Origin of the sequence: Alcanivorax sp. DSM 26293 (assembly GCF_900107995.1) — a bacterium.
Lineage (GTDB): Bacteria > Pseudomonadota > Gammaproteobacteria > Pseudomonadales > Alcanivoracaceae > Alcanivorax.
The window spans coordinates 175209-198144 of record NZ_FNUM01000006.1; the positions used below are offsets into that span (position 1 = coordinate 175209).

A 22936-nucleotide genomic window follows, 5' to 3' on the forward strand; every position below is an offset into this window, starting at 1 on the left:
ATTCTCGGCCACCAGGCCTGCTTTGCCAATAGGGAGGCAAGTTCCATGCCAGCCCTTTTTTAGCGCATTTGACGGTTAAACGCGCAACCGAAGGAAAGCATACACCCTTACAGTGCATTAATATGGTGCGATGCACCATTATTATGCACTAAAAAAGTGCGCCGTTATCCTCCCCGACCCGCAAAACCACAAATACCTCGTTGCCGGCCTCGCCGGTTTCCAGCACCTCATGGCCATTGATGCGGCACCAGGCAGGAATATCGTTCAGTGCACCAGGGTCGGTGCAGACCACTCGCAGGCAATCGCCAGTCGCCAAAGTGCGCACCTTGTTCTGCGTCTTGATCACCGGCATGGGGCACAACATGCGGCGCACATCCAGTTCATGAAGGGCTTCGGTCATCATCAAAGCGTACCTGCTTCAGCGTGTTGAGGGAGCGGTTCTATTCATGGAGAAAGAGACGAACAAGTCAGTGGCGAGTTGCGAGAAGCGAGGCTCGAAGAGCAACCCGGGTTTTACCTGTCGGTCCTAGAGACTTGCTTCTCGTCACTGATTTACCCCACATTCCATGCCAGCGGCACCGCATCCGGTTGCACCGGCGCCACGGTCACCTGGCGGGCCACGCCATCCGGGCTGCGCACCTCCAGGGTCACCTCGTCCAGGGAGCGACCCTTGGAATAGCGGGCAATAATAGCGGCGGCCTGCTGCAGCTCAGCTTCGCTCTCGAAGTTGCCATCCACCAACGCAAGGGGCCCCGGGCAGCTGACCGTGGTAATGCTGGTGAACTGGTAACGGTAACCTTCCAGAAAACGGTTTTCCCCTTCCTCGCGGCTGATGATCAATTTGTAGTGGGGCTGCGGACGCAGATGGCGCCCCACCTTCAAGAGCATGATGTCATCCAGTTCATAGCGGCGCTCGTTACGCGCCTTCCAGAGATCCGCCAGCTTGTTGGAATAGGATTCGTCGGTGAGGAAACAGCAGCCGCCGGCAGGCTGGGCAAAATCATCCAGCCCAAACTCCTTGGCAAGCGCCATCTGGGGCTTGCGGTTACGGCCGGTAAAACCGTATAGCGCTTCGCGATTCACCCAGCCCTCGCGCTCCGGCAGGGTAGGAGGCAGGTTTCTGGCGCACAACGGGCGCAGCAAGCGGTCATCCGCCCCGGACTCCTGGCTGATGATCGGCATGGTTTCCTTGCGCTGGCTTTTGGGTCGCTGGCCAATCACTTCGCCGGTCACAATAAAATCGAAGCCCCGGTCACCGGCCAACTCCCGCGCCTTGTTGATCATCAGGGTGGCCTGATTGACCATGAAAATCTTGCAGTCAAGGCAGGGGTTCAGATTGGCCCCGTAGCCATGTTTCGGGTTGAGCACCACATCCTTGTACTCCTCGGAGATATCAATGATGTGCATTTTTATGCCCAACTGCTCAGCCACCCACAGGGCATTGTTGCGCTTTTCCTTGTTCTGGTCTTTCTTGCGGATGGCATGGGTATGGCCTTCCACACAGAAGCCGGTGAAGAAATTAACGCCTTCCACCTCGATCCCTTGCTCCTGCATCACTTTCACTGCCAGCATGGAGTCCAGCCCGCCAGACACCAGAGCGATAGCGCGGCGCTTGATCGGTTGGATTGACTCAGTTACCGAAGACGTCATGTGAAAAAACCTGCTGCCTTGATTGGCGCTCAAAAAATGGGCGGCGAAGTATAGCAATCACGCACTCCTGACGCACCCTTCACACCCGGGGCATGTCACTTCAGGGTCATATCAGCACAGCACAATTGGGCTCCAGACCGGCCCGGGAGCCCAATCGTTTGCGACAACTGCTGCGCCTACTTACCCTGCTGATTGCTGCAGCCAGCCTTGGCTGGTGGTGGCATACCCCCCATGGCCCCTGGCTAATGCACAAGGAGCCACTGGCGGGGCAGCGCCTTTGCGTCATTGGCGACGGAGGCTGGGGCAATGCCCCCTCCCTGGCAGTGGGGCAAGCGCTGGTGGAGCTGAACTGCGACCAGATCCGCTATCTGGGGGATCTGGTCTACCCGGACGGCATCACGGGTCCGGAAGACCCCCTACTGGAAAGTCGCTTTTTCGCCCCACTGGGCCCGGCACTGGATGCCGGCATCCCGGTTTATCTGGTATTGGGCAATCATGACTGGAAACAGAATGCCGAGGCCTGGCTGGAGGTGGCCCGGCAACACCCGCTGATCCACTTCCCTCACTACTACTATTTCGAGCAATGGCCAGACGCCTGCGCCTTCAGCCTGGAAACCACCTGGTTCGAAAAATGGTATTACCTGCGACGCCAGGGTGCCTGGCTGACACAGGCCATGGAGACCGCACAAGATCGGCAATGCGGGTTCAGCATGGCCTTTTCCCACCACCCCATGATCAGCTCCGGCTCCCATGGCAATGCCGGGGAAATGATTCAACTGCACCTCAACAGCAAGCTGATTGGCAGACTGGACCTGCTGCTGGGCGGCCACGATCACATTCTCTCCGACGAGGGGGAATATCAGGGCACCCGGCAGCTGATCTCCGGCTCCGCCAGTATCAACAATGACCTGGGCCCGCCCAGTGACAACCAACGCTTCACCCGCGCCACCCATGGCCTGGTGACCCTGGATATCCACGACGATGGCAACAGCCTGCGGGCAAACTACCGCTTCTACAGTGTGCTGGGCGACCCTGACGACCCACTGATCACGCTGTTATGGGAGGGAGAAAAACGCGGCCAGGGGATCAGGGGGTGACAGGGGGAGCCGGCTCGCTCACCGGCACAGGGCCAGCAATGGCAAAGTGGGTTTTCGAAAAGGCGATACGCTCGGCCGCCGGGCGACGAGTGTTGCCCAGCCTGTCCAGGTGATCCTCAATAATCCGGCAGCGACGCAGCAGACCATCATCCATGGCAATCTGGATATTCAGCCCGGGACGGGCATTCAGCTCCAGCATCATCGGCCCGAACTCCCGATCCATCACCAGATCCACACCGAGATAACCCAGGCCGGTGAGATCATAGCAGCGAGCGGCGAGCTCAAGACACTCTTCCCAGTCAGGCACGGTAAGACCCGCCACCGCATTGGCGGTATCCGGGTGCCGCTCGATCTTCTGGTTGTGCCATGTGCCCCCCAGGGTCACACCACTGGACAGATCCAGACCCACGCCAATGGCCCCCTGGTGCAGGTTGGCCTTGCCCTGGGACTGGCGGGTGGGCAAACGCAGCATGGCCGCCACCGGGTAGCCTTGCAGCACGATAATGCGGATATCCGGCACCCCTTCGAAGCTGATGCGATTGAACAACTCGGTGGAACGCACACGGTATTCGATCAGGGCCTGGTCACGGTGGCCGCCCAGGGAATAAATGCCGGAGATAATCCCGGAAATATGATGTTCCAGCTCTTCGGTGGTCACGATGCGCCCGGAGGCAGAACGGAAATAATCTTCAAAGCGATCGGCAATCACCATGATACCGTCACCGCCCGCCCCCTGGGCCGGCTTGATGACGAAATCCCGATGGGTCTCCACCACCCGGTGCAGGGTGGAAATACCCTGCTCCGTGGCGATGGCACCGTACAGTTCCGGCACCCGGATGCCCGCATCCAGCGCCATCTGCTTGGTCTGCAACTTGTCATCAACCAGCGGATACAGGCTGCGTTTGTTATAGCGCAGAATGTAATCGCCGTTGCGCTGGTTGATACCCATCACGCCACGGGCACGCAGTGCTTTGCGGGTCTTGGACCAGAACATGTCAGCGCTCCACCATGGCCCGGAAGCGCATCAGCTCGGTGAGCCGGTAGCCCCGGTAGTGCCCCATCAAGACCATCACCGCGGCCAGACAGAGCAACACTCCCGGGAAGGTAAAGACGAAATACACCAGGGGCTGCCACACCATCAACAAGTGGCACAACACCGCCGCAACCAGGGTGCCCAGCGCCACTTTCAGGGACTGGGAACCGCCCCGCTCTTCCCAAACGATGGAAATCCGCTCGATCACCATGGTGAGAATGACCATGGGAAACAGCGCCACGGACAGACCTGACGACACACCCAGCTTGTAGCCAAGCAGGCTGATCACCGCCATCACTATCACCACAAAGGTGAGCACAATGGACAATCGTGCCAGCAGCTGAAGCTTCAAATGCTCAAGATAAGAGCGCACTGACAGGCCGATGGCAGTGATAAAGGTAAACAACAACACCCCCCAGATAACCTGGGTTTCCCGGAATGCCAGGGCGATCAACACGGGGGTAAAGGTGCCCAGGGTTTCCATGCCAACCAGAGAGCGAATCAGCAGCACCAGCAGCACCCCAACCGGGATCATCATCAGGATGCGGAACAGCTGCTGCGAGGGCAGAGGCAACTCATAAAGCGAAAAGTCGATAAAGCTGCTGGCATCCTGCAGCCGCAAAGAGCGCGCCAGCTGCAGGGCACTCATTTCATTGCGATGGACGCTCAGTGTCAGGTTGGCAGAACGCCCCCCTTCGATATTCAGCAACGGCTCGTTGCCGCTCCACCACACCACACGATCACTGGGCAAACCCTGCTGGCCATCCAGCGGGTTGAAGTACAACCAGCGTTTGCCGTTGTAGGTGCGCAACCACAGTTCCGGCTGTTGCTCCTGGCTTTCCACCAGTCGCAGGGTATGCACCGGCTGAGCCGGAATGTGGGACATGGCCAGCAGCAGATCCACTACCTGGGCCCGGTTCTCCGGACTCACATCCCCACCAAGCAACAACTGGACGTTGTCGTTTTCCAGCTCGTTCACGCGCTTGATGGTTTCGCCAATAAAGGTTTCCACATCGGCGGAGTGCTGACGAATCGGTTGCAACAGCGCCTCAGCGGCCAGCTTTTCCACGCCATCCAGCACCGGTGCCGGCCGGAACTGTGGCCCGGGCTCATTCTCGCGGGTTTCCGCAAAACGGGGGGTGAGCATCAGCCGGTAGTAAAGGTATTGATTGCCCTCGGCACGGCGGGCCGACCAGGTGACCTGCCGGTTACCCTTCTCCACATTGACGTTCACGCCGTAGTTATTGGAGACAAAGCTCTCATTGAGGGTGGTGTAGCCCGCCCCTTGCGGTGGCACAAACATACGCACCTTGATGGGCTTGTTGGCCCTGGCCGTAAAACTGACCTGGGCGTCCACCACCCATACCGGGTCTTTCTCGTCCTGGGTCAACGGCACTTTCTGCACCAGCAACTGGTACGCAATGCTGCCGCCACCCAATAGCAAAAGAAACACGGCCAGAATCCGTGCCTGAAATTTGACAGACCCCATGTTAATGCGCCCCGGCAGCCTCCATCGTCAGTGTATCTTCATTCTCATCACGGCAGCGTGGCCTGCCCAAAGACATGGACAGCGACGGATCTATCAAGGCGCCCAGGCCCTTCAGGGCGTCAGCTCCAATCAACAGCGGATAACGAAACTCGCTGCGATCGGTCAGATTGACATCAATCTGTTGGCGCCGATTGCCTACGCATACCGTCAACGTCACCATCGGCCGGCGACTGAAATCCCGCTCGCCATCCTGCACGCTTTCCGCCCGGCGTTTGATCCGCACATGCCCGGCCAGGGGCAACTCTATGTCATCCCACTGGCTCTGAGTGATGCCCCATTCTTCGCGGTCATCTCTGTCGATGGCGATATCAAACTCAACCATTTTCACCCCGTCACGCTCAAAGGTCTTTATGTAACGGGCGCTCAGGGAGGCTGAATCCGCTCCCGTGTCCAACTTTGCCGGCACCGTAATGCCCAATTCACGGATATGCACACTTTCGTGCAGACCATAGATTCTCTTGTTGGCTGGCGGCGCCTTGGACAGAGTCACAGCAGGCACCAGCACCCCTATCAACACCAAGGGGATTCGCATCATAACAACCTGATTATAAAAGCATTATTGCCGAAAAATCGGCACCGACAACGGAGAATGACAGTGGCTCTGACTCTTCTCCGAGGAAATGGTTGCGCCATTCTAGGCGATCCGCCGCCGACTCGCAGGAACAACTGTGAATTTTTGAATCTTTTCACATTCGCAAATCTTACGCGAAAGCCTGACCGACGGGCTATCACCTGCGCGCAGCGCTGGTATAATGCGCGCCCCCGCGAGATGCAAGCGCCTTTTTTCAGGGCCACCAGGCGGGGCCACGTCCATGTCGGAACAAGGCCCCTGGCGCATTTCGCCCATTTCTTAACGGAGCTACATCTGTGATTGAACGTCTGCGCAATATCGCCATCATCGCCCACGTTGACCACGGCAAGACCACCCTGGTGGACAAGCTGTTGCAACAATCCGGCACCCTGGGAGATCGCGCTGGCGATATTGAGCGGGTAATGGACTCCAACGATCTGGAGAAGGAACGTGGCATCACCATCCTCTCCAAGAACACTGCCATCCAGTGGAATGAATACCGCATCAACATCGTCGACACCCCCGGCCACGCCGACTTCGGTGGCGAGGTGGAGCGGGTCATGTCCATGGTGGATTGCGTACTGCTGCTGGTAGACGCGGTGGATGGCCCCATGCCGCAAACCCGTTTCGTCACCCAGAAAGCCTTTGCCGCCGGCCTAAAGCCCATCGTGGTCATCAACAAGATCGACCGTCCCGGCGCACGTCCGGACTGGGTCATGGATCAGGTGTTCGACCTGTTCGATAACCTGGGCGCCACTGACGAGCAGCTGGACTTCCCGGTGATCTACGCCTCCGCCCTGAACGGCATCGCCGGCCTGGAAGCGGACAACATGGCCGACGACATGACCCCGCTGCTGCAGACCATTGTCGACAAGGTGGACTACCCGAACGTGGACGCGGACGGCCCCTTCCAGATGCAGATCTCTTCCCTGGACTACAACAGCTACCTGGGCATCATCGGCATCGGCCGGGTCAAGCGCGGCAAGATCAAGGCCAACAGCCCGGTCAAAGTCATCGGCGCTGACGGCAAGGTCCGTAGCGGCAAGATCCTCACCATCATGGGCTACCACGGCCTCGAGCGGGTCGACGCCCCCACGGCCTCCGCTGGCGAAATCGTCTGCATCACCGGTCTGGACCCGCTGAACATTTCCGACACCCTGTGTGACCCGGCCAGCGTGGAAGCCCTGCCGCCACTCAGCGTGGACGAGCCCACCGTGAGCATGTTCTTCCACGTGAACACCTCGCCGTTTGCCGGCCAGGACGGCAAGTTCGTCACCAGCCGCCAGATCCGCGAGCGCCTGGAAGCCGAGCTCAAGCACAACGTGGCCCTGCGCGTGGAAGAAACCGGCAGCGCCGACCAGTTCCGCGTTTCCGGCCGTGGCGAACTGCACCTGTCGGTGCTGATCGAAAACATGCGCCGGGAAGGTTTCGAGCTGGCTGTGGGGCGTCCCCAGGTCATCATCCGTGAAGTGGATGGCGTCAAGCAGGAACCCTACGAAACCGTGATTGCGGATGTGGAAGAGCAACACCAGGGCGCCATCATGGAGCATCTGGGTCTGCGCCGCGCAGAAATGACCAACATGGAACCGGACGGCAAGGGTCGCGTTCGCCTGGAATTCCTGGTGCCAAGCCGCGGCCTGATCGGCTTCCGCAGTCAGTTCCTGACTCTCACGTCCGGCACCGGCATCCTCAACAGCACCTTCAGCCATTACGGTGAATTCAAGGCCGGAGACATGGCCAAGCGCATCAACGGTGTGCTGGTGTCCATGGTGAAAGGCAAGGTGCTGGGCTTCGCCCTGTTCAACCTGCAGGAGCGTGGTCGCATGCTGATCGACCCGAACGTGGATGTGTACGAAGGCCAGATCATCGGCATTCACAGCCGCGGCAACGACCTGGTGGTCAACCCCACCAAGGGCAAGCAGCTGACCAACATGCGTGCTTCCGGCACCGATGAAAACATCGTCCTGACCCCGCCGATCCGTTTCAGCCTGGAGCAGGCCCTGGACTTCATCGAAGATGACGAGCTGGTGGAAGTCACCCCGAACTGCCTGCGCATCCGCAAGAAGCTGCTCACCGAAACCGAGCGCAAGCGCGCAGGGCGCTAACCCAACACTGGCCAGAGCAAGCAATACGCACAGTCGCATTGCTTGCCCAGCGCCAAGGTTGCATAAAAAAAGCCGGGCATTGCCCGGCTTTTTTGTATCGATTTCTTTTAACGCAGCAATACCAGCATCATCACCGCACCAAGAATCATCCCCAGCAACAGACCCCGCGTAAAAGAAGCCTGCGCCTGTGGGCGATGGGTCTCCGGGGAGTCCGCCGGCTGACTGGCCTCGAAATCCGTGATCACTTCACGGGCCCGCGCTTCATCACTTTCGGCAACCCACACCGATGCCAGCCCTGCCGCAGGCAATTCGCCGACAGCCCCCTGCAACATGTCGCCCTGCACCTGTGCCATGATGCCGACCTGATCCAGCAGGTCCGCCAGCATATGCGCCTCAATGGCATCGCGGGCCCGAAACACACACTTCACGACACCCTCCAGCCTTGCATCAAGGGTTGACCGCCTCCTTCTTCACCACCTCCAACAGGGTATAACGCAAACTGCTGGCATCCGCTGGCGGTGACGCCACATCTTCTATCCGCACGCGCAACGTGTAATTGTGCCCGGGCTCGAACTCAAACCCTTCGATATGATTATAGAAAAGCTGAAAGTTGGTCTCGCCATCACTGCGCACCCGCAGGCAGTCCATGGGCCCCGCGCCGATACAGGCCGAGGTATAAGGAGCGACATGCAGGATTTCACCGGCCTTGTCTTCCTTTTCACCACAAGCCACCAGTAAAAACAGCACCGCAAACAGCATGTGTTTCAGTATCATGGTACCAGCCTTGTTCTTTTCGCTTATCAGGCGTTAAGCAGTACCATGAGCCGCACGCCAAGGCAAAAGAAAGAACCTTTTTGCAGCCTGTATACACCCAGTCAGCAACTGTAAATGTCGCCATACCGTAACGAGATGTCAGGACCTGGCTCACCGTCCCCCAGGGGAAAACGGCCGCCAGCCCGCAAGGCTCTGCTGATAATGTAAGATGCCCGCACGGCTCAATCGCAATCACGCCCCGGCGAAAAACGTCCTCCGGCGCCACTGCGTACACACTTGAAACAGGTACCCATGCTCCATATCGCACTGTTCGAACCGGAAATCCCGCCCAATACTGGCAATATCATCCGCCTGGCCGCCAACACCGGGGCGCATCTGCACCTGATCGAACCACTGGGTTTTTCCCTGGAAGAAAAGAAGCTGCGCCGGGCTGGCCTGGACTACGACGAACTGGCCCATCTCACTGTGCACGCGGATTTTAAGGCTTTTCTGCAAGCCATGGCCGGCCGACGCCTGTTTGCCCTCACTACCCGGGCCAGCCAGCCACACAGTGATGCCATTTTTGCGGACGAAGACGTGCTGCTGTTCGGCCCCGAAACCCGCGGCCTGCCCACCGACATTCTCAACAGCCTGCCACCCACACAAAAACTGCGACTGCCCATGGTGGCCAACAGCCGCAGTCTCAATCTGGCCAATGCGGTGGCGATAACGTTGTATGAGGCGTGGCGGCAGTTGGACTACCTAGGGGCAGTGAATAATTAATAGTTAATAATTAATAACGGCGCGATCCCGCTCTATACTAGCCCGAAGCACAAGAGGCCGCGCCCAAACCATGGACGCGGCCTCCTTGTTTTGAGTAACGGCTACGTTGCTCGCGTAGCTGTCAACTGCCCACTATCAACTGTCAACTTTTACTGCACCGTCTCACCCTCAGCTTCCGCCTGCGCTTTTGCCTGCTGTTGGCGTTGCTGCTGGTACAGGGCATCGAAGTTAATGGGCTGCAGCACCATCTGCGGGAAGGAGCCCTTGGCGACCAGATCCGAGACCACTTCGCGTACGTAAGGGAACAACAGGTTCGGACAGTAGGCACCCAGCAGCTGGGCCCGTTCTTCGCCTTCCACACCCTTTACGGTGAAGATACCGGCCTGCTTCACTTCTGCCAGATAGAAGGTTTTTTCTTCCTTCTCATCCTTGGCGGTGACGGTAACGGTCAACTCCACTTCGAATTCATCGGTCTCACCAATGCGGCGGGCACCGTTGTTCAGCTGTACGTTGACCTTGGGTTTCCACTCTTCCAGAAACACCTGCGGGGCGCCCGGGCACTCAAACGACGCGTCTTTCAGATAAATGCGCTGCAGCTGGAAAACCTGTTGTTGTTCGGCCATCTTTTTTCTCCTGTTACCGTGTTCCCGACTCCCCCGAATTGGCACCGAGCAGCGTATCCAGCTCCCCTGCGCGCTCCAGAGCGTAAAGTTCATCACAACCGCCGATGGGGCGATCATCAATAAAGATCTGTGGCACCGTGCGCCCCCCACCGCGCTGCATCATGACTGCGCGCTGGTCCGGCTGACGGTCCACATCCGTTTCCTGGTACGACACATTCTTGCTGTTAAGCAACTGCTTGGCACGAATGCAGAACGGGCACCAACCTGTGGTATAAAGCTCGACCTTAGCCATGCCTACCCCTTCACCACGGGCAGGCTGGCACCACGCCAGGCATTGAGCCCGCCCTGGATACGATAGAGCTCCACAAAGCCCTTGCCGCGCAGCTGACGACCCAGATGTGAGGCCTTGGCACCCATATCACAAGTCAGAATAATGGGTTTGTCCTTGTATTTTTCCAGTTCTGCAATACGCTCAAGGGCCTGGCTGGCAGGAATATTGATGCTGCCGGCGATATGACCCGCACGAAACTCATCGCTGTCGCGCAGGTCGACTATCACCGCATCCTTCTGGTTCACCAGATTGGTGGCCAGCTGAGGACTCAGAGCCTTGCCGCCACGGCGGGACTCAAGCACAAAGAAAACGGCCCACAGCAGAAAGAAGGCGGACACCAGAAGGTAATGGTTACTGGCAAATTCAAGCAATTGGCTCATTGGAACCCCGAATCAGTGGCAATGGGCGAGGCTGTGCAGAAAATTGGACAGCCCCACGCCGACGGAAAATCGGCGCCAAGTATACACACCCGCAAGGGGGTAAGGTAAAACCATGCGCCCCGGATTACTGCTGTTACTCCTTCTACCCGCCCTGGCCTGGGGCGAGAGTGCACCGTCAAAAGCCCAACTGAAGCAGCTCAAGGAACGCATCAGCGAACTCAGTGCTGCCCAGAACCGGGAACTTCGCGAGCGGGATTCGGTTCAGGCTGATCTGCGTGAGGCAGAGCTGCGCATCAGTCGTCTGTCCCGGGAACAACGCAGTCTGGAACAACAGGCCGACAAGGCCCGCCAGCGGTTGGCAGAACTGGAACAGGAACAGGCTCAGCTGGCCCGGGAAAAACAGACCCAGCTCCGCTGGCTGGCCAAAACCGTTCGTGCCAGCTACCAGGCCGGTCGCCAGGAACGCATCAAACTGCTCCTCAACCAGGAGCAACCGGACCAGATTGCCCGCCTGCTGCGCTACCAGGAATACTACCAGCGTGCCCGCAGCCAGCGCTTGCAGCAGGTTAATGGAGAACTGGATGAGCTGATGGCGGTCAGTCTGCGCGTGGAACAGGCCCGCCAGACAATGCTCGACAAACGAAGCGAAATGCAACAGCACGCGAACAAGTTGCAAGAAGCCCAGAAAAACCGTCAGCAGACCCTGGCCAGCCTGAACCGCTCACTGGACGACCGCAGCACAAGCCTCAGCCAACTCAAGCGGGACCAGCAACAGCTGGAAAAACTGCTTTCAGACATGCAGCGCAGTCTGGACGACATCCCCGCGGACCTGGGCGGCAAACCCTTCGGCAAGTTGGCCGGCAAGCTCCCATGGCCGGTACAGGGGAGCATCGGCACCCGCTATAACAGTGCCCGCGAAGGCGCCCTGCGCTGGCAGGGCGTGATCCTCAATGCCCCTGCTGGCACACCGGTACGGGCGGTCTACGCCGGGCGGGTCGTGTTCGCTGACTGGTTGCGCGGCTACGGCCTGCTCACCATTGTCGATCATGGCAATGGTTACCTGACGCTGTACGGCTATAACCAGAGCCTGCTGCGGGAAGTGGGCGAATGGGTATCCGCCGGGGACAGCCTGGCTCTGGCCGGCAATTCCGGCGGCAACCGCGCCAGCGGTCTGTACTTCGAGATACGCCATCGGGGCAAGGCGGTGAACCCCACACGCTGGTGTAATCGCCGTGTTACACTGCCGCCACTGGCCCACAACACAAACGATTAAAGCACGCCCACTGAGACCGCGTGCCTGCCGGGGATTCTGAATGCCAACGCCGACCTTCTCTTTTCTGCGCACCGCCATGGTGACAGCATTATTGTCCGCCGCCCCCCTTGCCGTGCTTCATGCTGAAGACCCGGCGCTGGATCAACAGGCCCGTCAGCAAGGTGTACCGGTGGATGAACTGCGTGCCTTTGCCGAAGTGATGGAGCGTATTCGTGGCGCCTACATTGATGAAGTGGATGACCGGGAACTGCTGGAGTCAGCGATTCGCGGCATGCTCTATGAACTGGACCCCCACTCCAGCTACCTGACCCCGGATCAGTTCGACGATCTGCAGGTCACCACCACCGGCGAGTTCGGCGGCCTGGGTATCGAAGTCACCATGGAAGACGGCTTCGTCAAGGTCGTCACCCCGGTGGACGGCTCCCCGGCCAGCAAGGCCGGCATCCAGGCCGGCGACCTGATCCTGAAAATCGACGAGACGTTCGTGAAAGGCCTGACGCTGGGCGAAGCGGTGGAGCTGATGCGCGGCGAGGTCGGCTCGGAGATCGAACTGATGGTGCTTAGCGAGGGGGACGAAAAACCGCATCAGGTCACCCTCACACGCGACAAGATCCAGCTGCACAGCGTCAAATCACGCATGCTGGAACCGGGAATGGGCTATTTGCGGATTTCCCAGTTCCAGAACAACACCGGCGACGATGCCCGCAAGGCACTGGACAAGCTGGCCAAGGAAGATACCTTGCGCGGCCTGGTGCTGGACCTGCGCAACAACCCCGGCGGTGTTCTTGGCGGCGCCGTGGAAGTGGCCGACCTGTTCATGGACAGCGGCCTGATTGTCTACACACAGGGCCGTGAGCAAAGCAGCCGAAGTGACTTCAATGCCAAACCCGGCGATCGCCTGAATGGCATGCCCATGGTGGTGCTGGTGAACGGCGGCAGCGCGTCCGCCTCGGAAATTGTTGCCGGTGCCCTGCAGGATCAGGGCCGCGCCATCGTGGTAGGCAATCGCACCTTCGGCAAGGGTTCGGTGCAGACCGTGCTGCCGCTGAGCAAGGACAAGGCCCTGAAGCTGACCACCGCCCGTTACTACACGCCCGATGGACGTTCCATCCAGGCCGAAGGCATTGAACCGGATATTGTCGTGGATGTGGTCACCAAACTGGAAGTCCGTGAAGACATGCAGGTACGGGAAGCCGACCTGCCACGCCACCTGAACAATGAAAACGGCGAGAGCCAAAACGATGGCAAGCGCCAGTCGCTGGCCCAGGAAGATTATGCCCTGGCGCAGGCGCTGTCCGTGCTGAAAGGCGTGGTATTGGCCCGCAGCAACGAAGGCCGCTGATGCGCCGTTTCGCAACCGCTCTGGTGCTGCTGCTGGCAGTCACCACGGCCACGGCGAAGCCGCGCATCGCCATCATCATTGATGACCTGGGCTATCACCGTTACCACGGCCAGGCCATTGCCGACCTGCCGGCAGCGGTTACCTGTGCCGTAATTCCCTATTCCCCCCATGGCCGCAAGCTGGCCGAACGCGCCAGTCTGGCCGGCAAGGAAGTTCTGGTGCACATGCCCATGGACGCCGGAGACCACATCCGCCTGGATCGCGGCGGCCTGCGACTGGGAATCAGCGAACAAGAACTGCTGGATACGGTGCGTCAGTCTCTCAGCCAGATCCCCCAGGCCCGGGGCCTGAACAATCATATGGGCAGTGCATTCACCGAACAGCCAGAGCCCATGGGCTGGTTGATGGCGGAACTGAAAGCCCACCAGCTGTTCTTTGTAGACAGCCGCACCAGTGGCCGCTCGGTGGCCCAGCGGATAGCCCGGCAACAGGGACTGGCCAACGCCGGTCGTGACATCTTTCTGGATAACGATCGCAATCTGGTCAAGATCAACGACCAGTTCAACAAACTGATCCGCCTGGCCCGTGAACGGGGCCAGGCCATTGCCATCGGCCACCCCTATCCGGAAACCGTGCACTATCTGCAGCAGGTATTGCCATTGATGGACGATGCCGGCATTGAGGTGGTGCCCGTCTCATCCCTGCTGGAAACCCCGACTCTGGATACCGCCACCACCGGTGACGGTAGCCACGCCGGATCGTGAACCCGGTTACGGGGTCACCTGACCCTTGCCAATCCCGGTAAGCCGGGCAAAACCGATCATCAGGAAACCGAAAACAAACATCAGCACCCCGTAAACCGCCGATGGCACCGACATGGCTTCCGAATGCAACAGGGTCAGGGTCACCATCAACCCGAGTGTGCCATTCTTGATGCCCAGCTCGATGGCCACGGTAAAGGCCTGGTCCCGGCTCAGGCCGATCAGGCGCCCGCCGACCAGACCCAGCAGCAGGCCGGCAACATTCAGAATCATCGCCGACAACCCCGCCTTGCGGAACAGCTCCAGGGCTTCCTCACCCAGCTCCACCATCAGCAACACGATGACTGCCACCAACACCAGCAGGCCCAGCAGCCCCACGGCCTTCTCCCCTTTTTCCGCCCAGTCCTGGCGGAAATGGCGAAGGGTCATGCCGATGGCCACCGGCAGCAGGATAATCACAAACAGGGTGATGATGGTGCGCAATACCGGCAGCTCCAGCACCTTGTCCGCATCCTGGAAGCGCTCCAGTGCCCAGCCGGTAAAGGCCGGCAGGGTAACAATGGTAATCAGGCTGGCCAGCACTGTCAGCACAATGGACAGGGCCACGTCACCGCGACCCAGATAGACGAAAAGGTTGGACGTCGTGCCACCAGGGCAGGCAGCAATGACGATCAGGCCCACCGCCAGTGCCGGGGACAGGTCCAAAGCCAGCGCCACACCCAGGGCAATGATGGGTAACAGGAGAATCTGGGCCAGCAGACCAAAGAAGGTGCCGCGGGGGGCAATGACGACTTCACGGAAGTCCTTGGGGGTCAGGGTCATCCCCATCCCCACCATAATCAGAAACAGCGATACCGGCAGGCCGACATCGATTAGCGCATTGGAACCCATTGCCACTCTCCCGAGGTATTATTCTTGGTAAAACCTCGAGAGTAGAACAGGATTTCACCGCCATCCAGTACAAAGCGGCTAGGTTGACGCATATGCCACCCGGGTCTGACGTTTCCCGACCTATATCCGTTGGCGCTTTGCTCGCAAGACAAAGGGTAAGGGCAACCGAAAGATTGACGCTGCCAGCAAAGCGCCAGCGCGCCAGGCGGCACGCGCCGGGGAAGTATCGCGGACGCTAGTCCAGGCGCATCTCCACACCGGCGGCCTGCATGAACTGCTTGGCCTCCTGCACGGAATACTCGCCGAAGTGGAAAATGGATGCCGCCAGCACCGCATCGGCACCGCCCTGTACCACGCCGTCTACCAGATGCTGCAGGTTGCCGACCCCGCCGGACGCAATCACCGGCACCGGCACCGCGTCGGCGATGGCGCGGGTCAGGGCAATATCAAAACCGTTCTTGGTGCCATCCCGGTCCATGCTGGTCAACAGGATCTCGCCGGCACCGTAGTCGGTCATCTTCCTGGCCCAGGCCACCGCATCCAGCCCGGTGGGCTTGCGGCCACCATGGGTGAAGATTTCCCAGCGATTGGTCTCGCTCTCGGCACTGACCTTCTTGGCATCAATGGCCACCACGATGCACTGGGACCCGAAACGCTCCGCCGCCTCGCGGACAAATTCCGGATTGTGCACTGCCGCCGAATTGATACCCACCTTGTCGGCACCGGCATTGAGCAGATTACGGATATCTTCCAGAGTCCTTACGCCGCCGCCCACGGTGAGGGGAATAAACACCTGGCTGGCGATCTGCTCCACCGTGTGCAGGGTGGTGTCACGCTCCTGGTGACTGGCGGTGATATCCAGAAAGGTAATCTCGTCAGCGCCGGCGTCGTTATAGCGCTTGGCAATCTCCACCGGGTCACCGGCGTCGCGGATATCCACAAACTGGACACCCTTGACCACCCGACCGGCATCCACATCGAGACACGGAATAATGCGTTTGGCTAAGCCCATAATGCGTTCCCGTCAGGCGCTGGTCAGTTCGTCGGACAGAGCCTGGCCTTCGCCGAAGTCCAGGGTGTTTTCGTAGATGGCGCGGCCGGTGATGGCACCACTGATGCCCTGGTCCGCCACCGCGCACAGATGACGCACGTCATCCAGATTGGTGATGCCGCCGGAAGCAATTACCGGGATGGACATGGACTGGGCCAGGCGCACGGTGGCGTCCACATTGACGCCCTGCAGCATGCCGTCACGGCTGATATCGGTATAGACGATGGCAGAGACACCATCGTTCTCGAACTGTTTGGCCAGATCAATCACATCCACATCGGTCACATTGGCCCAGCCATCGGTGGCGACCTTGCCATCCTTGGCGTCCAAACCAACGATGATGTGGCCGGGGAACTGCTGGCACATTTCCTTGACGAACTGCGGCTCATTGACCGCCTTGGTGCCGATAATGACCCACTGCACCCCGGCATCCAGATAGGCCTGGATGATTTCCGGACTGCGAATACCGCCACCGATCTGGATCGGCAGATCCGGGTGGGCCTTGGCAATCGCCTTGACGATGTCGCCATTCACCGGCTCACCGGCAAAGGCACCGTTCAGGTCCACCAGATGCAGACGACGGGCACCGCGCTCCACCCAGTGGCTGGCCACCGCCACCGGGTCATCGGAAAACACCGTATCGTCTTCCATGCGCCCCTGCTTCAGGCGTACACATTTACCGTCTTTCAGATCAATGGCGGGAATCAAAAGCATAGCTAGGTCTCAAAACGAAGGCTGCCCTCGCAGAAGGGCAGCACAGGAAATAGTGGTTTGTGCTGACAGCGGTTCTGCCGCTGTATCAGGGCCGCCAGCGCAGAAAATTTTCCAGCAGGGTCAGGCCGGCATCGGCGCTTTTTTCCGGATGAAACTGCACCGCAAAAACATTCTTTCTGGTCGCCGCCGCCGCAAAACTCAGACCGTACTCACAACGGCCCGCCACTTCCTCATCGGCCAGCCCGGTAACGCAATAGCTGTGCACGAAGTAAAAACGGGTGTTATCGGCAATGCCGGCCCACATGGGATGCGCCATACCCTGCTGCACCTGATTCCAGCCCATGTGGGGCACCTTCAGGCGGCCACCGGTATCGCTCTGCAGCTCCCCGAAAAAAGTGACCTGGCCGTCAAATACGCCCAGGCACTCGACGCCGTTGTTTTCCTCACTGCGCGCCATCAGGGCCTGCATGCCCACACAGATACCCAGCACCGGCTTGCCGGCAGCAATCACATCCAGAATGGCCTGATCCAGGCCGGTTTCGCGCAGCACGGCGATACAGTCCCGGATGGCACCCACACCGGGAAACACCACGCGGTCGGCGGCTCGTACCTGGGCCGGATCACCGGTAATCACGATCTGCTGACCACTGGCAACCTTCTCCAGCGCCTTGCCGGCGGAGTGCAGATTACCCATGCCGTAATCAATGACGGCTACTACTTCACTCATACGCTACGGTTACTCGCTTTCGCTGAGGGTGCCCTTGGTGGACGGGGTAATGCCGCTCATGCGCGGGTCCGGCTCCACCGCCATGCGCAGGGCACGGCCAAAGGCCTTGAACACGGTCTCTGCCTGGTGGTGGGCGTTTTTGCCGCGCAGGTTATCAATGTGCAGGGTAATCATGGCGTGGTTGACCAGCCCCTGGAAGAATTCGTAGAACAGGTCCACATCGAAGCCGCCGATGCTGCCCCGGGTAAAGTCCACGAACATCTCCAGGCCGGGACGGCCTGACAGGTCCAGCACCACGCGGGACAGGGCTTCATCCAGTGGCACATAGGCATGGCCGTAACGGCGCACCCCTTTCTTGTCGCCAATGGCTTTGGTAAATGCCTGACCCAGAGTAATACCGATGTCTTCCACCGTGTGGTGGGCATCGATGTGCAAATCGCCCTTGGCGTTGATCTCGATATCCACCAGGCCATGGCGGGCCACCTGGTCCAGCATGTGCTCCAGGAACGGCAGCCCGGTATCCAGTTTGCACTGGCCGGTGCCATCCAGATTGATGGAGACCTGGATCTGGGTTTCCAGGGTGTTGCGCTCAACAGTGGCGCTGCGCTTGCTCATCTCTATCTCCAGGGGTTACCCAGGGCAGTGGGCCGGTTATTATACGCACCCTGACAGAGCCTAACCAGCGGAGCAATTCCATGCCGATCAGTGCCGAATCCCACCCCCTGTCGCCGGAGCAGGCCGCCACCTTCGATCAGGTACTGCGCGATGACCCGCAATACCGGGAAAAACTGGACGCGGCGGTGGCCGCCGGGGGCAAACGCTTGTTTGCCGCCCATTTCAACGGCAAGCGCGTGGCGGTGGCGCTGGTAGAAGAAGACCGGCCCGAGCTGGACTGGGTGGTGGTACACCCGGCCACCCGGGGCCGGGGCGTCGGCAAGGACTTCCTGCGTCTGATCGGCCAGCAACTGGGGGCCATTCTGGCCATGCCCAGGGAATGCGGCCCGACACGCTGATGGGCTGTCAGGGCTAGGCCCGCGGTGCCTGCATGTCCGAAAGCGGCAACCGGATATGCAGGGTAAATCCCTGACCGGGGCCGGGGCTTTCCGCCCACAACTGGCCGTCCACCTGCTCAATCATCACCCTGGCCATGGCCAGGGAAAGGCCAAACCCTTCCTCGTGGTGGCGCGAGCCCATGACGAAGAACGGCTCGAGGATATGTTCAAGCTGCTCCGCGGTCGCGCCCTTGCCCTCATCCTGAATGCGAATTTCCGCGTAACCACCGGGCACGTCCACTTCACTGGATATATCCACACTGTCGCCTTCGGCACTGAAACGCAGGGCATTATCCAGACCAATGGACAATACCTCCTGCAATTCCCCCTCACTGGCATTGACCCGCAAGTTCGGTGATACCCGGTTGCGCACGGCAACGCCGCTTTTCTCAATCCTGGCCGTCTGTTCACGCAGAATCGCATCCAGCACCCACATGGGCTGACAGTTACTCACCGGGGGCGGCTGATTCCGGTCAGACAAATCAAAATAGCGCAGCGAGGTACTGACAATGCCTGTCAGCCGCCTCTGCCCCTTGCGCACCATGGCCCAGACATCCACCTCCTGGTCGCCCCTGGCATCCTGGCCCAGGGAGTCCGCCGCCCCAATCCAGTTGATCGGTGTATTGAGCTCATGACTGATGTACTGCAGGAACATGGACTTGTCCTGGTTCATCTGCTCGATATCCGCCAGGTGGCGCTCCAGGTTCTGCTGGGCCTCATGGGCAAGTTGCTTGCGCTCGGTTTCCAGAAAGCGAATGCGATCCCCCAGGGCCAGGGACAGCATTACCACCACCCAAAGAGCGCCAAAGTGCGGCAGATACGGCACAAACACACTGTAGGGCATCAACCCCAGGTTCCCCATGGCGAACAGGAATATCGTCAGAAGAAATACGGACCATGCCAGCACATAGAGCCGTGCCACCCGAAACCCTTGTCGCCAGACCATCCAGCCCAACCAGCTGAACAGCACAATGGTCAGCAACGCAACCGCGGTGGAGAGGTGGTAGGTCCAGGGCGGCTCCATCAACCACTGCAGCAGGAACGCCCCACCAATCATGATCAGGTAGTGCTTGAGCAGGCGGTCATATCGGGGGAAGCGCTGGGCCAGTTGCAGGAATTGTCGGGAATACAGAGCCAGCGCCAATGCAATCACATAGGTACTTAGCCAGAAGTATTCATTAATCCCGGGCGTTTCCGGCCAGAGGTATTGCAAGCCGAAGCCACTGACATTGATATTGAAGAAAATCACGCCGCCCAGAAACATAACGAAATGCAGCTGCACATTGTCACGCAGCGAGAGGTAGAGCAGCAGGTTATAGACCAGCATGATGCCCAATGAACCGTAAAACAGGCCCTGCATCAATTGCTCAAGGTAAGTAAATTCCACCAGCCCTTTGGCGCTGAACAACACCGGCATCATGTTCAGCGCGCCCTTGCCGCGCACTTTCAGGTAGTACTCTTTGACACCGGGCTCGTCAGTGTCCAGTGCAAACACGAAGGCCCGGTGATTCATCGGTCGCTGACCAAAACCCCGGGTATCGCCCACTGCCTGGGCAATGTAATTGCCTTGGTCGTCAGGGGCATAAAGCGTTAGCTCATCCAGGATCGGGTGGCGTTCCACCAGAAACCAACTGCCCTCCACACCGGACGTATCCACTGCAATGCGCAGCCAGAAGGTGCTGCGGGTAAAGCCGAAGTTCAGGGCACTGCTTTCACTGGCACGAAAGCGACTGGCAAACTGATCCCGCACCTGATCCAGGGTCCAGTCGCCTTCCGGATCCTCCAGTATCTGCATGTGTTCGCCCAGCAATACCTTATCCCCGGCATTGCTCAGCGCCACCGTCCTGTCCTGGGCGGCCGTCGCCAGGCCGAACCACATCAACAGGAGCGTCAACACTGAAATTTGGAACTTTTGCAAAGGCCCTTCCCCTAAACACATACCATCAATGCTAAGTTATGGTCAGTTATTTCCGACTGGTATAATCCCGATCCATCGGCCAACACGCAAGGAGAGCTCCATGGGACGCCTCGTAAAAATTTTGCTGATCACATTTTTTGCCATCATTTTGCTATTGGCCATTGCCGTTTTTGTGATCACCCAGGTCATTGATCCCAACGAGTTCAAACCGGAAATTGAAAAGCAGGCCAGGGAGCAGGCCAACCTCACCCTGGATATCCAGGGTGACCTTGCCTGGCAATTCTGGCCCTCCCTGGGTGTCAGCCTGGGCAGGACCGAGGCGCGCATTGCTGACGAGGAAGAACTGTTCGCGGCCCTCGACGCGGCCAGCGTCAGTGTTGCGGTCCTTCCCCTTCTTTACGGTCAGGTTGAAATGGACGGCATCACGCTGGCTGGCCTGGATGTGAACCTCGTCGAAGGGCCTGATGGCGCCAACTGGGAGCAGATTGGCCCGCAAACCACAGCGGAAGAAACGCCGGAAGAAACCCCCGCCGACCCGGAAGGAGAAAGCAGCAGTCTGGATATCCCCCTGACCATCCCCAGCGTGGCCATCACCGACGGCAAGGTTCGCTATCGCAACACTGCCGATGGCACCGATATCGTGGTGGAACACTTCAACCTGAACGCCCAGGACGTCAATCTGGACGAGGCTTTCCCGCTTCAGATGTCCCTGCGTTATCAGGACCAGAGCGACATGCGCGTGGACCTGAATCTGGATACCACCCTGAACGCCAATCTTGACGCCAACCACTTCATCCTCGACCCGATGACACTGGACGCCAACATTGCCGGCGCCACCACCATGCCGGTGGATGTTCATCTGGAGCAGAAGCTCGACGTGAATCTCAACGAGGACACCGTCTCCATCAAGGATCTGCTGCTCACCGCCGCCGGCACCGAAACCCGCGGCAATATCGATATCACCGCGCTCACCGGCGACATGCAGCTCAGCGGCAAACTGGCCACCGCCTCCTTTGATGCCAACAAGGTGCTGGAAGCCATCGGCGAAGCGCCCATTGAAACCACCGACAGCAAGGCGCTCAGCAACATCGCCATGGAAACCTCTCTGGGGGGTGAGCCCGGTAGCATCATGGCCAATCCGCTGAAAATCACACTGGATGACAGCACCCTCAGCGGCAGCGCCGGCCTGGCCAGCCTGGAGAGCGGCAAGATTGTCTTCGATCTGGCATTGGACCAGATCACCCTGGACGGCTACATGCCCCCCTCCTCCGGCGAGCCCGCCACTGCAGCGGCAGGGGGCGGCAAGGAAGGCGGCACCGCCAACCTGTCGACCGCGGAATTGATACCGGTAGACACCCTTCGACCGCTGGTGCTGGATGGCAAATTGCGCATCGGCAGCCTTAAATACGACACCATCGATGCAAAGAATATGAAGTTTGCCGTGACGGCCAACAACGGCGTGCTGCAGCTTAGCGAAGCCAGCGGCGAAACCCTGGGCGGCAGCTTCAGCGCCAAGGGCAAACTGGATGCCTCCGGGAATACGCCCAAAATCACCGCCAGCAACACCGTTACCAGTGTGCAGATCCAGCCGCTGGTGCAAATGGCGTTGGGAGACGATCTCGGTAAGGGCGTATTCGCCATGAACGGCACTTACAGCGCCAGCGGCAACAGCGAAAAAGCCCTGATGGATTCCGCGAAAGGCAACATCGATATCTCCCTGGCTGACGCCACTGTGCGCGGCCTGAACCTCTACCAGACGCTGGTTGGCGGAGTGAACGACATGCTGGGCCAGTTCCAGGGCCTGGCGACGGCTCTGATACCCAACCAGGAGTCCGGCAAACTGCCCAGCGCCCTGTCTGAGGACACCAAGATCGTGGACCTGACCACCAAGGCCCGTCTGGAAAAGAACGTGGCCTACCTGGACAGTCTGGATGCGGTGTTGAGCAAAGGCGAAATCACCGGTAACGGCTGGATGAATATCCTCAACCAGGATTTTGACCTGAAAATCGGCATGCAGTCCCCGGAACTGGGAACATCCAAGTATCTGCAAGGCACCACCTGGCCCTTGCGCTGTGAAGGCAACCTGGCTGGCAGCCCCGCCAAGTGGTGTGGCCCGGACAAAGACGGTTTCAAGGACATCGGCAAACAGGTTGCTGCCAAGGCTGCCCAGGAGAAAATCAAGGATAAGCTGGGCATCGAGGGTGAAGGCGACACCGCCGAGGAAGTGATCAAGGATGCCGCCAAGAAAAAGGCCAAGGAAGAAGTGGACAAGCAAATCAAGGACGGCCTGAAAAAGCTGTTCAATTAATTTCCGTCCGCACCCGGCCGGAGC

The 22936-nt window shown here is 59.3% G+C and carries 24 protein-coding genes; 8 read left to right on the forward strand and 16 right to left on the reverse strand.

Annotated elements, in window-relative coordinates:
- Positions 1–148: 148 nt before the first annotated feature.
- Together C4S63_RS12140 and C4S63_RS12145 are read right to left on the reverse strand one after the other, a co-directional pair.
- The gene (locus tag C4S63_RS12140) at positions 149–403 is read right to left on the reverse strand and encodes a sulfurtransferase TusA family protein (RefSeq protein ID WP_231874160.1); all 255 of its coding nucleotides are present in this window, start codon (positions 401–403) and stop codon (positions 149–151) included.
- A gap of 149 nt (positions 404–552) precedes the next feature.
- Complete coding sequence (locus C4S63_RS12145) at positions 553–1650, reverse strand: tRNA (5-methylaminomethyl-2-thiouridylate)-methyltransferase (protein WP_103917785.1); 1098 nt, start codon at positions 1648–1650, stop codon at positions 553–555.
- A gap of 158 nt (positions 1651–1808) precedes the next feature.
- Between C4S63_RS12145 and C4S63_RS12150 the strand changes: the two genes are divergently transcribed.
- Positions 1809–2747: a metallophosphoesterase gene (locus tag C4S63_RS12150; protein WP_235000007.1), complete on the forward strand. Its 939-nt coding sequence runs from the start codon at positions 1809–1811 to the stop codon at positions 2745–2747.
- On the opposite strand, the gene C4S63_RS12155 is transcribed toward C4S63_RS12150, so the two are convergent.
- The 3 genes from C4S63_RS12155 to C4S63_RS12165 are packed head-to-tail and all read right to left on the reverse strand — an operon-like array spanning position 2737 to position 5864.
- Positions 2737–3741, reverse strand: coding sequence for an alpha-L-glutamate ligase-like protein (locus tag C4S63_RS12155; protein WP_062815680.1), 1005 nt, complete (start codon positions 3739–3741; stop codon positions 2737–2739). The two genes, C4S63_RS12150 and C4S63_RS12155, sit on opposite strands and share 11 nt — an antisense overlap.
- A 1-nt stretch (position 3742) precedes the next feature.
- A complete protein-coding gene (locus tag C4S63_RS12160) occupies positions 3743–5269 on the reverse strand; it encodes an inactive transglutaminase family protein (RefSeq protein WP_103917708.1) in 1527 nt (508 codons plus the stop codon).
- Position 5270: 1 nt separating this feature from the next.
- On the reverse strand, positions 5271–5864 hold the full coding sequence (locus tag C4S63_RS12165; RefSeq protein WP_103917709.1) for a RimK/LysX family protein: 594 nt from the start codon (positions 5862–5864) through the stop codon (positions 5271–5273).
- Positions 5865–6196: 332 nt separating this feature from the next.
- Here C4S63_RS12165 and typA point away from each other — a divergent pair, with 332 nt between their 5' ends.
- Positions 6197–8005 carry a translational GTPase TypA gene (gene typA / locus C4S63_RS12170; protein ID WP_062815677.1) on the forward strand — a complete coding sequence of 603 codons (1809 nt, stop codon included), beginning with the start codon at positions 6197–6199 and terminating at the stop codon, positions 8003–8005.
- Between the two features lie 107 nt (positions 8006–8112).
- Here typA and C4S63_RS12175 read toward each other — a convergent pair whose 3' ends face one another.
- Positions 8113–8433 carry a DUF2007 domain-containing protein gene (locus C4S63_RS12175; protein ID WP_063508258.1) on the reverse strand — a complete coding sequence of 107 codons (321 nt, stop codon included), beginning with the start codon at positions 8431–8433 and terminating at the stop codon, positions 8113–8115.
- A gap of 19 nt (positions 8434–8452) precedes the next feature.
- Positions 8453–8779, reverse strand: coding sequence for a DUF4377 domain-containing protein (locus C4S63_RS12180; protein ID WP_103917710.1), 327 nt, complete (start codon positions 8777–8779; stop codon positions 8453–8455).
- A 291-nt stretch (positions 8780–9070) separates the two neighbouring features.
- On the opposite strand from C4S63_RS12180, the gene trmL reads away from it, so the two are divergent.
- The gene (gene trmL / locus C4S63_RS12185; protein ID WP_103917711.1) at positions 9071–9541 is read left to right on the forward strand and encodes a tRNA (uridine(34)/cytosine(34)/5-carboxymethylaminomethyluridine(34)-2'-O)-methyltransferase TrmL; all 471 of its coding nucleotides are present in this window, start codon (positions 9071–9073) and stop codon (positions 9539–9541) included.
- Between the two features lie 149 nt (positions 9542–9690).
- Here the strand turns inward: trmL and secB are convergent, their stop codons facing one another.
- Genes secB through C4S63_RS12200 form a run of 3 tightly spaced genes read right to left on the reverse strand, consistent with a single transcriptional unit; the run spans position 9691 to position 10875 of the window.
- Positions 9691–10164: a protein-export chaperone SecB gene (secB, locus tag C4S63_RS12190; RefSeq protein ID WP_062815673.1), complete on the reverse strand. Its 474-nt coding sequence runs from the start codon at positions 10162–10164 to the stop codon at positions 9691–9693.
- A gap of 13 nt (positions 10165–10177) precedes the next feature.
- A complete protein-coding gene (gene grxC / locus C4S63_RS12195) occupies positions 10178–10456 on the reverse strand; it encodes a glutaredoxin 3 (RefSeq protein WP_103917712.1) in 279 nt (92 codons plus the stop codon).
- A 2-nt stretch (positions 10457–10458) separates the two neighbouring features.
- Positions 10459–10875: a rhodanese-like domain-containing protein gene (locus C4S63_RS12200; protein ID WP_063508192.1), complete on the reverse strand. Its 417-nt coding sequence runs from the start codon at positions 10873–10875 to the stop codon at positions 10459–10461.
- Between the two features lie 112 nt (positions 10876–10987).
- On the opposite strand from C4S63_RS12200, the gene C4S63_RS12205 reads away from it, so the two are divergent.
- From C4S63_RS12205 to C4S63_RS12215, 3 genes are read left to right on the forward strand one after another with little or no spacing between them, the layout of a single operon-like run.
- Positions 10988–12148: a murein hydrolase activator EnvC gene (locus C4S63_RS12205; protein ID WP_103917713.1), complete on the forward strand. Its 1161-nt coding sequence runs from the start codon at positions 10988–10990 to the stop codon at positions 12146–12148.
- A gap of 40 nt (positions 12149–12188) precedes the next feature.
- Positions 12189–13490 (forward strand): S41 family peptidase, encoded by a 1302-nt coding sequence (locus C4S63_RS12210; protein ID WP_103917714.1) that lies wholly within the window; start codon positions 12189–12191, stop codon positions 13488–13490.
- Positions 13490–14254 (forward strand): divergent polysaccharide deacetylase family protein, encoded by a 765-nt coding sequence (locus C4S63_RS12215; RefSeq protein WP_103917715.1) that lies wholly within the window; start codon positions 13490–13492, stop codon positions 14252–14254. The genes C4S63_RS12210 and C4S63_RS12215 overlap by 1 nt, the downstream gene beginning before the upstream one ends.
- 6 nt (positions 14255–14260) lie before the next feature.
- Here C4S63_RS12215 and C4S63_RS12220 read toward each other — a convergent pair whose 3' ends face one another.
- The 5 genes from C4S63_RS12220 to hisB form a co-directional block, all read right to left on the reverse strand.
- Positions 14261–15142 (reverse strand): bile acid:sodium symporter family protein, encoded by an 882-nt coding sequence (locus C4S63_RS12220; protein WP_062815667.1) that lies wholly within the window; start codon positions 15140–15142, stop codon positions 14261–14263.
- Positions 15143–15377: 235 nt separating this feature from the next.
- Complete coding sequence (gene hisF / locus C4S63_RS12225; protein ID WP_062815666.1) at positions 15378–16154, reverse strand: imidazole glycerol phosphate synthase subunit HisF; 777 nt, start codon at positions 16152–16154, stop codon at positions 15378–15380.
- Between the two features lie 12 nt (positions 16155–16166).
- Positions 16167–16907: a 1-(5-phosphoribosyl)-5-[(5-phosphoribosylamino)methylideneamino]imidazole-4-carboxamide isomerase gene (hisA, locus tag C4S63_RS12230; RefSeq protein ID WP_063508187.1), complete on the reverse strand. Its 741-nt coding sequence runs from the start codon at positions 16905–16907 to the stop codon at positions 16167–16169.
- Positions 16908–16992: 85 nt separating this feature from the next.
- Positions 16993–17634: an imidazole glycerol phosphate synthase subunit HisH gene (gene hisH, locus C4S63_RS12235; protein ID WP_062815664.1), complete on the reverse strand. Its 642-nt coding sequence runs from the start codon at positions 17632–17634 to the stop codon at positions 16993–16995.
- Positions 17635–17643: 9 nt separating this feature from the next.
- Positions 17644–18249, reverse strand: a complete 606-nt coding sequence (gene hisB / locus C4S63_RS12240) for an imidazoleglycerol-phosphate dehydratase HisB (RefSeq protein ID WP_062815663.1) — start codon at positions 18247–18249, stop codon at positions 17644–17646.
- 80 nt (positions 18250–18329) lie between these two features.
- Here hisB and C4S63_RS12245 point away from each other — a divergent pair, with 80 nt between their 5' ends.
- Positions 18330–18647, forward strand: coding sequence for an acetyl-CoA sensor PanZ family protein (locus tag C4S63_RS12245; protein ID WP_063508242.1), 318 nt, complete (start codon positions 18330–18332; stop codon positions 18645–18647).
- Between the two features lie 13 nt (positions 18648–18660).
- On the opposite strand, the gene C4S63_RS12250 is transcribed toward C4S63_RS12245, so the two are convergent.
- Positions 18661–20604: a sensor histidine kinase gene (locus C4S63_RS12250; protein WP_235000008.1), complete on the reverse strand. Its 1944-nt coding sequence runs from the start codon at positions 20602–20604 to the stop codon at positions 18661–18663.
- 100 nt (positions 20605–20704) lie between these two features.
- Here C4S63_RS12250 and C4S63_RS12255 point away from each other — a divergent pair, with 100 nt between their 5' ends.
- A complete protein-coding gene (locus tag C4S63_RS12255) occupies positions 20705–22912 on the forward strand; it encodes an AsmA family protein (RefSeq protein ID WP_103917717.1) in 2208 nt (735 codons plus the stop codon).
- Positions 22913–22936: the final 24 nt, after the last annotated feature.